This is a genomic window from Nocardia sp. NPDC051787 (assembly GCF_040681325.1).
GTDB lineage: Bacteria > Actinomycetota > Actinomycetes > Mycobacteriales > Mycobacteriaceae > Nocardia.
The window spans coordinates 275,020-292,137 of sequence record NZ_JBFAYO010000002.1 but is presented as its reverse complement, the minus strand read 5'-3'; the positions used below and the strand labels follow the sequence as shown (position 1 = coordinate 292,137).

Genomic DNA, 17,118 nt, shown 5'->3' with positions numbered 1-17,118 from the left:
GAAGCGGAACCGGCACGACGCAGGAACGCCGGGACACCTGTGCGACACGCCGGACATAGGATCGACGGGTGCGTGAATCAGGTCTGTGCGGTCCGGCTGCGTCGAGCCTTACGACGGTGCTCGCACTCGCCGACTCGCGGCTGCCGATCGGTGGGCACGTGCACTCCGGCGGAGTGGAGGAGGCCGTCGCCTCCGGCCTGATCCGCGACGCGGCCACAGTAGAGCTGTACCTGCGCCGCCGAATCCGGACAACGGGCCTGGTGGCCGCCTCGCTGACCGCCGCGGTGTGCGCGGGCGAACTCGATCCGGCCCGCGCCGAGACGGAGGCCGACGCGCGCACACCCGCGCCCGGCGCCCGCGCGGCGTCTCGCGCGCAGGGCCGCGGCCTGCTGCGTCTGGCCAAACAGCTGTGGCCTGAGCACGAATGGTCGCCACTCGGCACGACACCGCACCTGTCCACGGTTTTCGGTGTGGTCGGCGCGGCCGCCGCGGTGCCGCCCCGGCAGATCGCGAGCGTTGTCGTCTACACCACCCTCACCGGTGCGGCGACCGCCGCCCAGCGCCTGCTGGCGCTGGACCCCGCCGCGATCGCCGCGTGCACGATGCGCCTCGCCGACCTGTGCGACCGGGTCGCCGCCGAGGCGGTGACCGGTCTCGCCGCGGTGTCCGATCCACTGCAAGACGTGCTCGCCGAGCGTCACCTGCGCCGCGACATGCCACTGTTCGCCAGCTGAACCCCTCGAACGAAGGAGACCGCGCCATGCCCCCGCACCTGATCGACGGCGAGCCGCACGACCACAGTCACGATCGGCCCAAGCGGACCCGGACTCCCGGCGAGGCGTTGCGCATCGGCATCGGCGGTCCGGTCGGCTCCGGCAAAACCGCTCTGGTGGCCGCGCTGTGCAGGCAACTGCGCGACGAGCTGTCACTGGCCGTGCTGACCAACGACATCTACACGACCGAGGACGCCGACTTCCTGCGCAGGCACGCGGTACTGCCCGACGAGCGGATCACCGCCGTGCAGACCGGCGGCTGCCCGCACACCGCCATCCGCGACGACATCACCGCCAACCTCGACGCCATCGACGATCTGGTCGCCGCCAACCCAGCACTGGATCTGATCCTGGTCGAATCCGGCGGTGACAATCTCACCGCGACATTCTCCTCCGGACTGATCGACGTGCAGATCTTCGTCGTGGACGTGGCGGGCGGCGACAAGGTACCGCGCAAAGGCGGTCCCGGCGTGACTTTTTCGGATCTGCTCGTGATCAACAAGACCGATCTCGCCCCGCTGGTCGGCGCGGATCTGGGCGTGATGGAGCGCGACGCGGCGCGGGTACGTGCCGGCCGCCCGACCGTGCTGGTCTCGCTCACCGAGGACCCGGCGGCGACGCCGGTGCTGAACTGGGTGCGCGAGCAACTACGCGCGGTCGCCGGGCAGGACCGCGCGGGCACCGGCGAATCCGCTGTCGCGCACTGAGTTCCGCTGTTGCGCACCCAGGTACGGATAGTCGCCACCGCCGCGGCACTCCCGGAGATCCACGCCAGCGGTGGACTGTCGGCTCGCCGCACCGGTCCGCGGACGGTTCATCTGATCGGCACTGCCGCCACGCCGCTCGGCGGTGACGAGCTCGACGTCGTCGTCGTGGTCGCACCGGGCGCCGAACTGGTGGTGCGCTCGGCCGCGGCGACCTTGGCGCTGCCCGGCGCGACGACGACGCTGTCGTTCGCGCGATGGCAGCTCGAGGTCGGTAGCGGGGGAGCGCTTGATTTCGATCCCGAGCCGATGATCGTCGCGGGCACCGCCCGTCACCACACCGTCACCACGATCCGGCTGGCCGCCGATGCCCGGCTGCGCATGCGTGAACGCGTCCAGATCGGCCGCGCTGGTGAGGATGCGGGTGAGTGGCGGGGAGACCTGATCGCCGACGTCGACGCCACCCCGTTGCTGCGCCATCGTCTCGAACTGGGCGCGGGAACAACGGCCGACGACGCGCTGGCCGCTCCGCGCGCGCTGGAGAGCGAACTCGTCTATCCCGACGGACGTCCGGCGGCGACAACAGGTTTGACACAGACCCGGCTGCCGCTCGCGGCCGGTGGCAGCCTGTTCACTCGCACCGGTTCGCTGCTCGCCGTCTCCGAATGAGACCTCGCCGAGCCTGTGGCGGGGCTGCTATTCGACTGGGACTGCTCGGTTCCGTTGCGGCGATACGCCGCAGCCCACATCAGGAGTCGTAACGAACCTTCGTACGCGTCCTGTGGGATCGCCCAGTCCGGGTGTAATCCGGTCGATCCGGGGAGAAAAGAAAAGGGTGGGAGCCCGCCAGCGTCGCCGGGTTCCCACCCTTTCCGGCTCGTCCCTCGAATGCGCCGGTCCGGTCAACCGTTGGCCCCCTCCAGGGCCGGATCGACTTCAGGAGTGCCGTCGGACTCCGGAGGTGTGCTGAGGGCCTGCGGGGGCGCGCTGATGGAGTGCACCGCACCGAGCGCCGCACCGACGCCCGCGCCGATGGCCGCAAGGGGAACGGCCATGAGGGCCGCGCCGTAAGCGGCACCCATCGGGCCGGCGGCAAGACCGATCGGCGCGAACGGCAGACCGATTGCCCCGCCGATCACACCGCCCATGGCGGCCCCGAACAGCGCGAACGGGCTTGCCACCGCCGCACCCGCGGCCGCACCGATCGCCGCGGCGCCCACGGTCTGGCCGGCGATGCGGTCGGATCTGGTGCGCTCCATGCCGACCGAGTCGAGGAATGTCGCCATATTGGCCTCGACTTGCGCGGCGCCGTCGTTGAGCTGGATCGCCTGCTCCCGGTAGAGCCACTCCGGCGCGTCGACTTGCACGTCACCGAAGCGCAACTTGCCCGGCGGCGGCGCGATCGGCGGCACCGGGTCGACCGGAACGGGCAGGTGCAGCACGTCCACCGGGGCCAGGTATTTCTTCTCCGGCATCGGCCGCGCCCATTGCAGCGAGCTGAGCGTGTCCTCCGGAATATGCAGGCCCTCGTACGGACGCACGTTCGGCGCTTCTGCCGCGGGCCACTGCTGATCGGCCGGCCCCGCCGGAACGGACTGATCGGGCTCGGCGTTCGCGGTTCCGGTTCCCACCAGCGCGACGACCAAGGGGATCGCACCCGCTACGACGATCGAGCCGATCTGCTGTCGACGCGGGTCGGCTGCTCTGTGCTTGCCTGTGCCCATAGATCACCTTTCATCCGGAAGGAGACTTCGACGCCTCACATTCGGATTCGCTGGCGACCTGGATTGGTCGAGCGTGCTATGACACCACGAATTGAAATAACTGCGTGTTTGCTATCTAACCCGCTTTGACGTTGGTGCTGGCTTTGTCCACCGCCGCCCGGCTATTGGTGGAGGCGCCGAGCGCAGCGGCCAGTTGTTCGGCGTCTTCGTCGTCGCCGGTATTGATCGCCTCCAGGGCTAGTCGCGCGAACACCCACTGCTCGGTAGCCGCCATCTGTCCGCGGGTGCGGCCGAGGAAGGTGACGAACCACTGGATCACGGTGATGATCCGGCTGCGATAGCCGACCAAGTAGTACAGGTGCAACGCCAGCCAGGCCAGCCACGCGATGAACCCGCCGAACTCCAGCTTGCCCACCTGGCACACGGCGCTGAACCGCGAGATGGTGGCCATGCTGCCCTTGTTGAAGTATTTGAACGGCTTGCGCTCCTGTGGCGTCTGTCCGTTCAGGCCCGCCTTGATCTGCTTGGCTGCGTAGGTCGCGCCCTGGATGGCGCCCTGCGCCTGACCGGGCACGTTCGGCACCGACATCAGATCGCCGACCACGAACACGTTCGGGTGGCCCTTGACGGTCAGGTCCGGCTCGACCACGACCCGGCCCGCGCGATCGACCTCGGTGCCGTCGGACTGCTCGGCGATCATCTTGCCCAGCGGGCTGGCCTGCACGCCCGCCGACCAGACCTTGCACGCCGACTCGATGCGGCGGATGGTGCCGTCGGAGTCCTTCACTGTGACACCGAACGCGTCGACATCGATCACCATCGCGTTGAGCTGGATCTCCACACCCATCTTCATCAACCGTCGTTCGGCTTTGCCGCCGAGCTTCGGCCCCATCGGCCCGAGTACCGCGCCCGCGCCCTCGATCAGCACCACGCGCGCGTCGCGCGGATCGATGTTGTGGAAGGTGCCCTCCAGGGTTCGGTCGGAGAGCTCGGCGATCTGACCGGCCAGCTCGACGCCGGTCGGGCCTGCGCCGACGATGACGAAGGTCAGCAGCCGGTCGCGCTCCTCCTGGGTGGTGGCCAGCTCGGCCTGCTCGAACGCTCCGAGGATCCGTCCGCGCAGCTCCAGCGCGTCGTCGATGGTCTTCATGCCGGGCGCGAAGGTGGCGAACCGGTCGTTGCCGAAGTAGGACTGCTGCGCGCCGGTCGCGACGATCAGACTGTCGAACGGGGTGACCGTGTCCTTGTCGAGCAGCCGCGAGGTCACCGTCTTGTGGTTCAGGTCGATGTCGGTGACCTCGCCGAGCAGCACCTGCGCGTTCTTCTGCTTGCGCAGCACGAGCCGGGTGGCGGGCGCGATCTCGCCGACCGACAGGATGCCGGTAGCGACCTGATAGAGCAGCGGCTGGAACAGGTGGGTCGAGGTCTTGGAGATCAGCGTGACATCGACGTCGGCGCGCTTGAGGTGCTTGGTGCCGAACAGGCCGCCGAAGCCCGAGCCGATCACCACCACCCGGTGACGACCGTTCCCGACAGTCTGACTGCTCATCGTGCTGCTCCTCGATGGACCTCGGGGGGCGTCCCCGGCGACGGTTCCTGACACGCCCAACCGTAGCCGCCGCGCCGTGCACCGTCACGGCGAGATCCCCGTTCCTGGCGTGTTGCGGTGCGAGATCTCACCGCCGGTGAATCGCCGCGGGGAGGATCGTCGCGGCGGAACCGGCCGAGCGGACGCGGCGGAAAGCCTACGATGGACACTGTCGTTCAGGGAGGTTCGCCATGGTCGCCGGTGACCGCGTGATCGGTCGAAAACCCAGCGTGCAGGCCGAATCGGAGAACGCCGCGCTGATCGAGGTCCCGCACGATCATCTGATCGACCGCGCGCTGGGGTTACTGCCGGAACGGCGCCAGGTGCTGGCCAGTCCACCGCGCGGCAGCGACACCGTCGCCGTGCGCGGCGATGCCGGCTTGCCCTATCTGGGCCGGGCGTTGCATTACATGCGCTGGGGTCCGGCCGAGATGATGGAGCGCTACCGCCGCTACGGGCCGGTCTCGCTGAACACCTCGCTCGGCGTGGACCGGGTACTGGTCGCGGGGCCGGACGCGCTCGACGAGGTGCTCGGTCACCGGCGCCGGGACTTCGGCCAGGGCTGGGACTACTTCATCGGTCCGTTCTTCCGGCGCGGACTGCTGCTGCTGGAATTCGACGAGCACAAATTCCATCGCCGGATCATGCAGCAGGCCTTCACCAGGGACCGGCTGGAGGCACACCTGGCGGCGCTGACACCGGTGGTGCGCGCGAGCATCGCGCGGTGGGTTCCGCAGAGGCGCAACGCCGAACGGACCGTCCGGCTGTATCCGACGATCAAAGAGCTGACCCTCGACATCGCCGGAGAGACGTTCATGGCCGTCGACGTCGGCCCCCGGCGCCAGCAGCTCATCGACGCGTTCGTGGATTGCACTCACGCTGGGCTGGCCATCGTCCGGCACTCGGTGCCCGGGGGCAACTGGCGGGCCGGACTGCGCGGCCGGAAAGTGCTCGAGGAGTACTTCACCGCCATGCTGCCGCAGAAGCGCCGCACCGAATCGCCGGACTTCTTCTCCGGGCTGTGTCATGCGCGCAGCGAGGACGGCGGCGTCTTCGGCGACGCGGACGTGGTGAACCACATGATCTTCCTGATCATGGCCGCGCACGACACCACGACGACCACGGCCACCGCGGTCGCCTATTACCTGGGCAAACACCCGGACTGGCAGCAGCGGGTGCGTGCCGAGGTGCTCGGCATGGATGAACGGCTCGGCGACGCGCCGCCGACCATCGCGGATCTGGAGGGACTGCGCGATCTGGACTTGGCCGTCAAGGAAAGCCTGCGGTTGATGCCGCCGGTTCCGGGATTGTCGCGTCGCGCCGTGCGCGACACCGAGATCGCCGGGCACTACATTCCGGCCGGCGCCCCGGTCGACCTCGCCTACCAGGTGAATCACCTGCTGCCCGAGCTATGGACCGAGCCAGGGCGATTCGACCCCGAGCGGTTCGGCGAGCAGCGGCGCGAGGACAAGTCGCACCGCCTGGCCTGGATGCCGTTCGGCGCGGGCGCGCACAAGTGCATCGGGATGCACTTCGGCACGTTCGAGGTCAAGACGGTTACCGCCGCCTTGGTCCGCGAATACGAGTGGCGGATCCCGGAGAAATACCGGATGCCCTGGGGATTCACCACGATTCCGTTCCCCAGGGACGGCGCGCCCATGACGCTGCGCAGGCGTTCGGCTACCTGAGTGCTTCACACGAGTCCCAGCCCTGCTGCCCTCCGAGGCCGCAGGCGCTGGCAAACAAACACAGTCCAGCCGCTTCACGCCTCCCAGCCCAGTCGGGTGCGAGTCTTACGAGCACCGTTCGCGGCCCGTCTCGCGTCCGAGTGACCGAAGCGCATGCGCCGCAGGCGCGAGTCTCGGTCGCTCGGACGCGAGACTTCCCGGGGCCGCGAACACGCAGCGCCGCAGGCGCTGCAAATCAGACTCAGCGTCCGGCGAACAGCATTTCCGCGACCTTGGTATCGGTGTCGGCGCCTTCGGTGTAGCCGCCCGAGTCACCCAGCGACGTCATGATGGCCAGGGTGTAGCGCTCGCCCGGTCCGGCGAAGCCCACCGAGTTGACCACCCAGCCGCCCTCCTCGGAGGACCAGCCGTTCTTCAGGCCCGGGCGCATCTTCGCGCCCGCGCCCCACACGCCCCAGTGCTGGTTGGAGTCGACCGCGCGCATCCGGTCCACCAAGTAGTTGCGGTCGTCCGGGTGCATCTGCTCGAGGATGTGGTTCATCAGGCGGTCGAGGTCGGCGGCGGTGCACTTCTGGAACGACCAGTCCGGGAACAGCGCGGTGTTGGTCGGCTGCGGCACCAGCGAGGTCATGCCGTTGGCGCGGAAGGCGTTGTTGAACGCCATCCGGTCGATGCCCGCGTACTTCGTCCACAGCAGGTCGGCGGCGCCGTCGTTCGAGGTGGCCAGCATCGATTCCAGCAGGCCGCGGTCTTCCGGAGGCAGCGCGATCGCACCGACGCGCGCCCGATTCAGCAGATCGGCGGCGATCGCGAGTTTGATCGTGGACGCGGTCCAGACCGCGCTTTCGGCGTTGGCATTGGCGTAGATCCCGCCGGACACCCGGTCGCGAACGACGTAGCCGGTGGCGCCGGGACGGTTCTTGAGATAGGCGTCGACGGCGGCGATACGGCTGCTCATATCGCAGTCGAAACCGGCCAGGCATCCCTGCGTATGCGCGAGCGGCGCCGCGCCCGCGGTCGGGAGCATGGCGGGCAGGCTCGGAGCGAGGATCGCGGTGGCGGCGAGGACACAGGCGGAGGCGGCCACGCGGGGAACGGTTCGGGTGGCGGGCGACGGATAACGCACGAGGGACCACGATCGCACATTGCGGGTCCGGACGCACGTCTTGAGCTCGGGTCCGGGTTGTGCTATTCGGGCGTTTTCGTGCTTGCGTGGCACCGGGTTCCGACTGTCGTCGCAGGCCGGAGCGGTTCAGCGGAAGGCGGCGCGGAGTTCATCGACCGTCCGTCCGTTGAGGCGGTAGCAGTGTTCGAACGCCTCGGTGTGCCGGTCCCGGGGCCAGGAATGGAGGACGACGGTACGACCGTAGTGGCGCGAGTTGACGAGCTCCCAACGGTCACCGACCCGGCGGACTGTGAATCCGCCTCTCGGAACCAGGGGAATCACCATCGCATCCATGAACGCGAACCAGCCTTTCGGTGCAGCTCTCGTCCCTCCCCGGTGCAGCACTGTCGCACATCGGTCGCGCGGAGCCCGCGTGACACGACGGAGTAATCCGTTCTCGTGTGGTCTATTTCACTCGTGTCCGGATGGGGCGGTGCGATTGCGCGTCGGTCGCCGGGCGTATAAACGTGCACGAAGTCCGAGGCCAGCGCAGCCCGGCACCAATCGACCGAGAGGGCGCAGATGCCGCTGCACATCCACCGTGCCGAGCGCGCCGACGTCCTCGCCCGGGCGCTCGCCGGGGTGCTGTCGTCGCCGCAGGAGGACCCGTTCGCGGCCGAGGTGGTCGCGGTGCCCGCCAAAGGCGTGGAGCGCTGGCTGACGCAGACGCTCTCGGCGGTGCTGGGGGCGGGCGACTCGGCCGACGGTGTCTGCGCGAACATCGCCTTTCCGTCACCGGCCGCGCTGGTCGCCGAAGTACTGGCCGCGGCGAGCGGGGTGGCGCCCGAGGACGACCCGTGGACGCAGGAACGGGCCGTGTGGACCCTGCTGCGGGTGATCGACGCGTCGTTGCCGGAGCCGTGGTGCGCCGTGCTGGCCAGGCATCTGGGCGCGCCGGCAGGCGCGGGCCGCGAGCACCGTGTCGGTCGGCGTTACGCGACCGCGGCCGAAGTGGCCGCGCTGTTCGACAGCTACGGCACCCAGCGCCCAGCACTGATCACCGAGTGGGCGGCGGGCCGGGACACCGACGGCGCGGGCGCCGCGGTGCCCGACGACCTGCTCTGGCAACCCATGCTCTGGCGCAGGCTGCGCGCCGAGATCGGGGCGCCCAGCCCGGCGGAGCGACTCGAGGCCGCCTGCGCGCGCCTGCGCGCGCAACCGGATCTGGTCCCGCTCCCCCCGCGGGTGTCGCTGTTCGGGGTCACCCGGCTCCCCAGCGACCAGCTCGCGGTGCTCTCGGCCCTGGCCGCCGCTCGCGACATCCACCTGTGGCTCGCGCATCCGAGCCCCGTCCTGTGGTCGCGGTTGGATCGGATGCCCGCGGCGCGGACCCGTGCCGAGGATCGCAGCGCCGCGGCTGTGTCGCATCCGCTTCTGGCGGGACTGGCCCGCGACGTCCGGGAGCTCCAGCAGCGGCTGGACGATCTCGCGGCCACCGGCTCCGACACCCACTGTTCCGCCGCGGTGGCTGGGACCGATAATGTTGCACCGGAAGGGGATTCGCCCACGACATTGCTCCGTGCGTTGCACGCGGGCATCCGGGCCGATCGATGGCCGCCGGTGCCAGGAGCGGTCGGCGCGGACGGCACCGTGCAGGTGCACGCGTGTCACGGTCCGGCGCGGCAGGTCGAGGTGCTGCGGGAATGCCTGCTCGGGCTGTTCGCGGCCGACGAGACACTCGAGCCGCGCGACGTGCTGATCATGTGCCCTGAGGTAGAGACGTATGCGCCACTGGTACGCGCCGCGTTCGGGCAGCGGACGCCGGGATCGCCTGAGGCGCAGGCTGATTCGGATCACCCGGCGCATCGGCTGCGGGTGCGCCTTGCCGACCGGGGGCGCGGGGTGACCAATCCGCTGCTCGCGGTGATCGGGGTGCTGCTGGATCTCGCCGACGGCAGGGTGACCGTAACCCAGGTGCTCGACCTCGCGGCGGCCGAAACCGTCCGGCGCCGTTGCGGTTTCGACGACGACGACATCGAACGGCTGCGCGAGTGGGCGGCCGAATCCGGCGCGCGCTGGGGGATCGGGCAGCGCCAGCGCCAGGCGTTCGGGCTGGCCGACTTCGCGCAGAACACACTCAACAGCGCGGTGGACCGGATTCTGCTCGGCGTCACCGCGGGTGAAACCTCGGACGACTGGCTGGATCTCGCGCTGCCACTGGACGACGTGGACAGCAACGACGTCGACTTGGCCGGACGCTTCGCCGAGTTCATCGACCGGCTCGCGGTGTGCCTGCGCGACCTGCGCGGTCCGCGGCCCGCGCAGGAGTGGGCGGCGGCGCTGGGCCGCGCGTTGGACCTGCTGACCGACGTGCCGGAGGCCCAGGCGTGGGTGCGCACCGAGGCCAGGCAGGAGCTCGCCGCCGCCACCGAGCACGCGGGCGAGGTGTCGTTGCGGCTGGCCGACGTCGGGGTGCTGCTGCGTTCGCGGCTGGCCGCGCGGCCGACCAGGGCCAACTTCCGTACCGGGGAGCTGACCGTCTGCACGATGGTGCCGATGCGGTCGGTGCCGCACCGGGTGGTGGTGCTGCTCGGCTTGGACGACGAGGTGTTCCCGCGCGCGAGCGGCGCGGACGGTGACGACCTGCTGGCCAGGCAACCGCTGCTGGGCGAACGGGATCCGCGCGGCGAGGACCGGCAGCTGCTGCTGGACGCGGTTCTCGCGGCCCGTGACACGCTGCTGGTATTGCACACCGGCGCCGATCCGGTGAGCGGGGCGCACCGGCCGCCCGCCATCCCGGTCGCCGAACTGCTGGACGCGCTGCGGGCGCACGTCGGCGCCGCGGCGATGGAGGAGGTGGTCACGCGGCATCCGCTGCAAGACTTCGACCGCCGCAATTTCCGAGCCGAGCGTCCGTTCAGTTTCGACACCGCGGCGCTGGCGGGCGCGCACGCGTCCGGGCGTCCCGCGCAGCCGCGTCCCGCGTTCCTGCCCACGCCGCTGCCGCCCGCCGAAAAGACGGATGTGGCGCTGGCCGACTTGATTTCGTTCGCGGAGCATCCCGTGCGCGCATTCCTGTGGCAGCGTCTCGGCCTGCGCGTCCCGGAGCACGAGGAGGACATCGCCGACCGGCTGCCCATCGAACTCGACGGCCTCGCCAAGTGGGAACTGGGCGAGCGCCTGCTCGCCGCCCGCCTGACCGGCGCGGATCCGGCGGGGTTGCGGGCGGCGGAATGGCGGCGCGGCACCCTGCCGCCCTTCGGTTTCGGCGCGGCCGTGCTCGACGAGGTCGAGCACACGGTGGACCGGTTGGTGCGCGTCGCGCAGGCGGACTATGCGGGCACCCCGCGCGCCGTGGACATCGCGGTGGATCTGGGCAACGGACGCAGGCTCACCGGCACCGTGCCGGAGGTGCGCGGCGAAACGCTGGTCCGCACCACGTTCTCCCGGCTCGCTCCGAAACACCGTGTGGGCGCGTGGGTTTCATTGCTGGCCCTCGCCGTCACCGAGGACCGGTCGTGGCGCGCGGTGAGCACCGGTCGTGGCCGATTCGGCCGTCCCGCATGGCGCTGTGAGCTCACCGCGCCCGATCCGCCGGTGGCCGGGGAGATCCTGCGCGAGCTCGTCGCGCTGCGCGACGCGGGGCTGACCGAACCGCTGCCCGTCGCGCCCACCGCCACCGCGGTCTACGCCGAACGCCGCTTCCGCGGGGCGGATACCGGCGACGCGATCGCCGCGGCGGAGCGTGAATTCAACGGTGGCCCCAATGGTCCCGGGCCATTCGGTGACCACACCGACCGCCACCTGCGCTACGTCTGGGGCCCGGCGCCCCGGCTCGGCGACCTCATGGCCGCGCCCGCACTTGCGGGAGAGCCGGGTGAGACCACCCGCTTCGGCGCGCTGGCCCGGCGGATCTGGGCTCCGCTGCTGGCCGCGGAAAGCCAGGGGCAGCCGTGATCGGTCACGACGCGGCCCGGCGGCGCCACCCGTCGGGCGCGCTTCGGCGCGGAGCACTGGAATCCACCACCGCCATGGCGCGTGTTGGTCGCCCTTGCGCGGTCGGGTGCACGGCAGAATGGCAGCTCGGACAGTCGTATCCGGCTGGCACTTCGGATCCGCTCGGCGCGGCGTGGCCGATCCACCGCACGTTCGCGACGTCCACAGATCGCGTGACGTCCGGCCGCGCAGGAGGGAGGCACGCGTGACCGTCCAGGAAACCTCCTTCACCGCGCCCGGGTTCGACACCGCCGCCGCGTTCGAGCCGTACGGGCCCTTGCCGACCGGAACGACCGTGCTGGAAGCCAGTGCCGGCACCGGCAAGACGCATGCCATCGTCGGGCTCGCGGTGCGCTACGTCGCCGAGGCCGGTATCGAGGTGTCCCAGCTGCTGCTGGTGACGTTCAGCCGCGCCGCCACCCAGGAGCTGCGGGAACGAACCCGCGACCGGTTCGTCGCCGTCGCCGCCGGATTGGCCGACCCGGACGCGGCGCGGGCCCATGCCGACGAGCTGGTCCGGTATCTGGCGGACGCCGACGAAGCGCAGGTGCGCCTGCGGCGCAGGCGCCTGCTGACCGCCCTGTCGGATTTCGACGCGGGCACCATCGCCACCACGCACAGCTTCTGTCAGCGGATGCTCGACGAACTCGGGTTCGCGGGAGAACACGATCCCGGTACCCGGCTGGTGGAAAACGTGGACGACCTGGTCGCCACGGTCGTCGACGATCTGTATCTCAACCGATACGCGCGCGCCGAACCGCCGTTCCCGGTGAAGGAGGCCCGCTCGCTCGCCCTGGCCGCGGTGCGGGACCGGCACGCGGCGCTCGTCCCCGACGGCGAGTCCGATGCGAGCGAGCGGGTGGCATTCGCGCACGCCGTCCGCGCGGAGACCGAACGACGCAAACGGCTGGCTGGGCTGCGCGACTTCGACGACCTGCTGGTGCTGCTGCACGACGTGCTCGCCGATCCGGAGCACGGCCCCCGCGCGTGCCGCCGCATCCGCGCACGCTACCGCGTCGCCCTGGTCGACGAGTTCCAGGACACCGACCCGCTGCAATGGGACATCCTGCGCAGGTCGTTCCACGGACATACCACGTTGGTCCTGGTCGGCGACCCGAAGCAGGCGATCTACGCCTTCCGCGGCGCCGAGGTGCTCAGCTACCTGGACGCGGTCGCGCACGCCGACACCCGCAAGGAGCTCACCACCAACTGGCGCAGCGACGCAGGACTGCTGGCCGCGCTGGACCACCTGCAGGGCGGTGCCGAGCTGGGGCACAAGGAAATCGGCGTGCATCAGGTCACCCCGACCAGGGCGTGGTCGCGGTTGTCCGGTCCGGATGAGCTGATCACCCCGATGCGCGTGCGGTGCCTGCCCCGCACGGGTGCCGGACCACTGAACAAGTCCGGGTTCCCGTCCGTCGGCCGCATGCGAGCCAAGGTCGCCGACGACCTGGCCGCCGACATCGTCCGCCTGCTGGAATCCGGCGTGCTGCTCGATGTGAAAGCGGAACCCGGTGTAGGGGTTGCAGATTCGAGCGAGGCGTTGTCCGGCGACGCGGCGCGCAGGCTGATCGGACCCGGTGACATCGCGGTGCTGGTGCGGACCCGCTCGCAGATCGAGGTGGTGCGCGCCGCGCTGGACCGTGTCGGCGTTGCCTCCGTACTCGCCGGCGGCACCAGCGTCTTCGCGACCAGCAGCGCGACCGACTGGCTGTGGGTGCTGCGCGCGCTCGAACAGCCGCACCGTGGCGACCGGGTGCGGCTGGCCGCGTGCACCCCGCTGCTCGGCGTCACCGCGGCCGAGATCGATAGCGGGGGAGCGGATCTCGTCGGGCGGGTCAGTGCGCAATTGCGCGAGGCCGCGCGGCTGTTCACCCGCGCGGGCTTCGCGGCCGTCTTCGAGAAGATCGCCGCCGAAGCGTGCCTGGCGCAGCGGCTGCTCGCCGTGGAGAACGGGGAGCGCCGGCTCACCGACCTACGGCACATCGCGCAGCTGCTCGACCAGGTCGCGCTCACCGAAGGACTCGGGCTGACCGCGCTGACCCGATGGCTGGCCGACCGGGTGCGCGATCCCGCCTCCGGTGCCGTCGCCGACCGCAGCCGCAGGCTGGACCGGGACGCCGCCGCCGTGCAGATCGCGACCGTGCACGCCAGCAAAGGACTGGAATTCCCGGTCGTCTACCTGCCCTTCGCCTGGGACAGCGCGAAGAACCCGTACCCCGCGACGCTGCTGTTCCACGACGACAATGGTGCGCGCGTGCTCGACGTGGGCGGGCCGGACGCGGCGGGCTATGCCGAACGCAAGGCACGCAGCGAAGCGGAGGAGGCGGGAGAGGAGCTGCGGCTGCTGTACGTCGCGCTCACGCGGGCGATGTGCCAGATCGTCGCCTGGTGGGCACCGGCGATCACCACCGCGGCTTCCCCGCTGCACCGGATGGTCTTCGGGCGGGCCGACCGCGCCGCCGCGGTCGCCGCGCGCGCCGCCGTGCCCGCGGATGCCACTGCCGCCTCGGCCTTTTCGGCCTGGGCCCAGGACGCGGGAGCGGCTGTCTCGGTGACGGCGGTGGCCGCGAGCGACGACGTTCCGACCCGGCGGGTGCGTACCGAATCCGGCCTCGGCGAGCTGGCGGCCGCGCGGTTCGACCGCGTCCTGGACCAGCAGTGGCGGCGCACGTCGTACTCGGCGCTCACCGCGTCGGCGCACGGACCGGCACTGGAGACCGACAGCGAACCGGAGGACACCGGAGATCCCGGCGACGAGCCCCCGGGTGCACCGACGATCGGCGCGTCCGAGCCGGAGCCCACCGGCGCCGCCTCGCTGATGAACGCGCTGCCCTACGGCGCGGAATTCGGCACGCTCGTACACGGCGTACTGGAACGGATCGACACCGATCGCGCCGATCTGGCGGCCGAGGTACGCGACCGGTGCCGCGAGGCGGTGGCGGAACTGATGGCCGAGGTGGACCACGAACAGCTCGCCGCCGCGCTGCTCGCGGTGCTGCGTACACCGCTCGGGCACGGCTGCCTGGCCGACGTCGCCCGCCGCGACCGCCTCACCGAACTCGAATTCGAACTGCCGCTGGCGGGTGGCGACCGGACCGTCGCCACCGCGGCCACGCTGCGGCGGATCGCCGACCTGCTGCGCGCGCATCTACCGGCCGACGACGACCTGTACGCGTACGCGGACCTGATGGCGGCACTGGAGGACATCCCGCTGCGCGGTTACTTGACCGGCAGTATCGATGCGGTGCTGCGCATCCTGGATGACGCGGCGCCGCGGTTCGTCATCGTCGATTACAAGACCAACCGGCTCGGCATCGGCGATCTCACCGTCGCGCATTACACGCGCGACCGGATGGCCGCCGAGATGCTGCGCTCTCACTATCCGCTGCAGGCGCTGCTGTATTCGGTCGCGCTGCACAGATATCTGCGCTGGCGACTGCCGGGCTACGATCCGGCGCGCCATCTCGGTGGCGTTCGATACCTGTTCGTGCGCGGCATGGTCGGGCCGGAGACGCCGTCCGGTTGTGGCGTCTTCGACTGGTATCCGCCCGCCGATCTGGTCGTCGCACTGTCGGCGCTGCTGGCCGGGGAGGCCGGGCGATGACCTCGATTCAGGTGGCGCAGCGGGGAACCGGCCTGTTGCGCACGTTCAACGAGGCGGGTGTGCTGTCGGCCGCCGACGTGCACGTGGCGCTGCGGCTGGGCAGGCTGGGCCGGGAATCGTCGGAAGAGGTGCTGTTCGCCGCGGCGCTGGCCGTGCGCGCGGTGCGCTCCGGCTCGGTGTGCCTGGAACTGCACCGGATGCGGGAGATCGGCGTCGATGCCGACGAAACGTGGGACGCGGGCATCGATCCGGCGACGCTGCCGTGGCCGGATATCGCGGCGGTGGTGGCCGCGCTGCGGGTCAGCCCGCTGGTGTGCGGCGGACCGGCGGGGCCGTTGCGGCCGCTGCGGCTGGTCGAATCCCAAGGGCCCGGCGATTCCGGCCCGCTGCTCTACCTGGATCGGTACTACCGGCAGGAGCAGACGATCCGGCGGGTGCTCACCGAGCGGTCCGCGCAGCACCCGGTAGTCGATCCGCGGATCGTGCGTAGCGAGCTGGACCGGTTGTTCGACGCACCGGTGGGCGCGGCGCCGGATCGCCAGCGGCTGGCGGCGGCACTCGCGGCGACGCACTGGACCACCGTGGTGGCGGGCGGGCCCGGCACCGGAAAGACCCACACGATCGCGCGGATCATCGCGCTGCTGGTCGCACACCGCGAGGCCGAGCCCAAGCTGCCCGCGCTGCGCATCGCGCTGGCCGCGCCGACCGGCAAAGCGGCCGCGCGCTTGCAGGAAGCCGTTCGAGAACAAGCCGATTCGCTCGGACTCCCGGATCTCACCGCCGCGACCCTGCATCGGCTGCTCGGCTGGCAACGCGGGCGTGGCACCCGGTTCAGGCATCACGAGTTCAACCGCCTGCCCTACGACGTGATCGTCGTCGACGAGACGTCGATGGTCTCGCTGACCATGATGAGCAGGCTGCTGGCCGCGTTGCGCCCGGACACCCGACTGATCCTGGTCGGCGACCCGGATCAGCTCGCCTCGGTCGACGCGGGCGCCGTGCTCGCCGACCTCGTCGCCGGACCGGTCGCCACCACCCCGAACCCGGTCCTCGACCAGATTCTCGGCCAGGAAACCCCAGCCGCGGATCATTCGGAAGCGCTGACCGCGCTGGAGCGGACCCGGCTGCGCGGCGGCATCGTGCGATTGACTCGTGGCCGCAGGTTCGGCGGCCGCATCGCCGACCTGGCCGTCGCCGTGCGGGCGGGTGACGCGGACACCGCCGTCGAGCTGTTGCGCACCGGCGGCGACGAGTTGTCGCTGGCCGCGCCCGATCACCTGACCGCGGTGCGCGCCGACGTCGTCCGCGCCGCCGCCGCGGTCACCGGCGCGGCGCTCGAGGGGGACGCGGCGGCCGCGCTCAGCGCACTCGAATCGCACCGGTTGCTGTGCGCGCACCGCCAAGGACCCTTCGGCGTCGAACGCTGGGACCGGATGGCCGCCGAGTGGGCCGCCGCCGGAGGAGCGGGCCCCGACGCCCACCAGGCCCCGTGGTACCCCGGCCAACCGCTGCTGGTGACCGCGAACGATCACGAGGCGCGCATCTACAACGGCGACACCGGCGTCGTCGTGCGCATGCCCGACGGTTCACTGCGGGCGGCGTTGCAACGCGGCAGCGAACCGTATCTGGTGCATCCCACCCAGTTCCCCGCGGTCGTCACGGTCTTCGCCATGACCATCCACCGCAGCCAGGGCAGCCAGTACGACACCGTCTCCATCGTGCTGCCCGAGCCGGAATCGACCCTGCTGACCAGGGAACTGCTCTACACCGCGATCACCAGGGCCCGCCGGCACGTGCGGATCATCGGAACCGACGAGTCCATCCGCGCGGGTATTGCGCGCCGGGTGCTGCGCGCCAGCGGACTGTCACGCCGGGAAGCAGAACCCGTAATTGGGTCCCGGTAGTAATCGCGCGGGTGGTCGGTTCGTTCGGT

Annotated in this window: 10 protein-coding genes; 7 read left to right on the top strand and 3 right to left on the bottom strand. The window is 70.8% G+C overall.

What is annotated here, in order from left to right:
* Positions 1-68 precede the first annotated feature (68 nt).
* From AB0M45_RS03240 to AB0M45_RS03230, 3 genes are read left to right on the top strand one after another with little or no spacing between them, the layout of a single operon-like run.
* A complete protein-coding gene (locus tag AB0M45_RS03240; protein WP_364322351.1) occupies positions 69-734 on the top strand; it encodes an urease accessory UreF family protein in 666 nt (221 codons plus the stop codon).
* A 26-nt stretch (positions 735-760) separates the two neighbouring features.
* Entirely contained in the window at positions 761-1,480 is a 720-nt protein-coding gene (gene ureG / locus AB0M45_RS03235) for an urease accessory protein UreG (protein WP_364322349.1), read from the top strand.
* Positions 1,481-1,489: 9 nt separating this feature from the next.
* On the top strand, positions 1,490-2,146 hold the full coding sequence (locus tag AB0M45_RS03230) for an urease accessory protein UreD (protein WP_364322347.1): 657 nt from the start codon (positions 1,490-1,492) through the stop codon (positions 2,144-2,146).
* 233 nt (positions 2,147-2,379) lie between these two features.
* Here AB0M45_RS03230 and AB0M45_RS03225 read toward each other — a convergent pair whose 3' ends face one another.
* Positions 2,380-3,201 carry a hypothetical protein gene (locus AB0M45_RS03225; RefSeq protein WP_364322345.1) on the bottom strand — a complete coding sequence of 274 codons (822 nt, stop codon included), beginning with the start codon at positions 3,199-3,201 and terminating at the stop codon, positions 2,380-2,382.
* A gap of 115 nt (positions 3,202-3,316) precedes the next feature.
* Positions 3,317-4,750, bottom strand: a complete 1,434-nt coding sequence (locus AB0M45_RS03220; RefSeq protein ID WP_364322343.1) for an NAD(P)/FAD-dependent oxidoreductase — start codon at positions 4,748-4,750, stop codon at positions 3,317-3,319.
* A 230-nt stretch (positions 4,751-4,980) separates the two neighbouring features.
* On the opposite strand from AB0M45_RS03220, the gene AB0M45_RS03215 reads away from it, so the two are divergent.
* Entirely contained in the window at positions 4,981-6,477 is a 1,497-nt protein-coding gene (locus tag AB0M45_RS03215; RefSeq protein WP_364322341.1) for a cytochrome P450, read from the top strand.
* Positions 6,478-6,718: 241 nt separating this feature from the next.
* Here the strand turns inward: AB0M45_RS03215 and AB0M45_RS03210 are convergent, their stop codons facing one another.
* Positions 6,719-7,564, bottom strand: a complete 846-nt coding sequence (locus AB0M45_RS03210; protein WP_364322339.1) for a tat pathway signal sequence — start codon at positions 7,562-7,564, stop codon at positions 6,719-6,721.
* 600 nt (positions 7,565-8,164) lie between these two features.
* On the opposite strand from AB0M45_RS03210, the gene recC reads away from it, so the two are divergent.
* The 3 genes from recC to recD all read left to right on the top strand — a co-directional run bounded on the left by recC (position 8,165) and on the right by recD (position 17,089).
* Positions 8,165-11,539 carry an exodeoxyribonuclease V subunit gamma gene (recC, locus tag AB0M45_RS03205; protein ID WP_364322337.1) on the top strand — a complete coding sequence of 1,125 codons (3,375 nt, stop codon included), beginning with the start codon at positions 8,165-8,167 and terminating at the stop codon, positions 11,537-11,539.
* A gap of 316 nt (positions 11,540-11,855) precedes the next feature.
* Positions 11,856-15,185, top strand: a complete 3,330-nt coding sequence (locus tag AB0M45_RS03200; RefSeq protein ID WP_364322575.1) for a UvrD-helicase domain-containing protein — start codon at positions 11,856-11,858, stop codon at positions 15,183-15,185.
* Complete coding sequence (gene recD / locus AB0M45_RS03195; protein ID WP_364322335.1) at positions 15,182-17,089, top strand: exodeoxyribonuclease V subunit alpha; 1,908 nt, start codon at positions 15,182-15,184, stop codon at positions 17,087-17,089. The genes AB0M45_RS03200 and recD overlap by 4 nt, the downstream gene beginning before the upstream one ends.
* Positions 17,090-17,118: the final 29 nt, after the last annotated feature.

Coding starts and splice junctions, on each gene's coding strand:
- recC (WP_364322337.1), top strand. CDS start 8,165: ATGCCGCTGCACATCCACCGTGCCGAGCGCGCCGACGTCCTCGCCCGG.
- AB0M45_RS03225 (WP_364322345.1), bottom strand. CDS start 3,201: ATGGGCACAGGCAAGCACAGAGCAGCCGACCCGCGTCGACAGCAGATC.
- AB0M45_RS03215 (WP_364322341.1), top strand. CDS start 4,981: ATGGTCGCCGGTGACCGCGTGATCGGTCGAAAACCCAGCGTGCAGGCC.
- AB0M45_RS03220 (WP_364322343.1), bottom strand. CDS start 4,750: ATGAGCAGTCAGACTGTCGGGAACGGTCGTCACCGGGTGGTGGTGATC.
- recD (WP_364322335.1), top strand. CDS start 15,182: ATGACCTCGATTCAGGTGGCGCAGCGGGGAACCGGCCTGTTGCGCACG.
- ureG (WP_364322349.1), top strand. CDS start 761: ATGCCCCCGCACCTGATCGACGGCGAGCCGCACGACCACAGTCACGAT.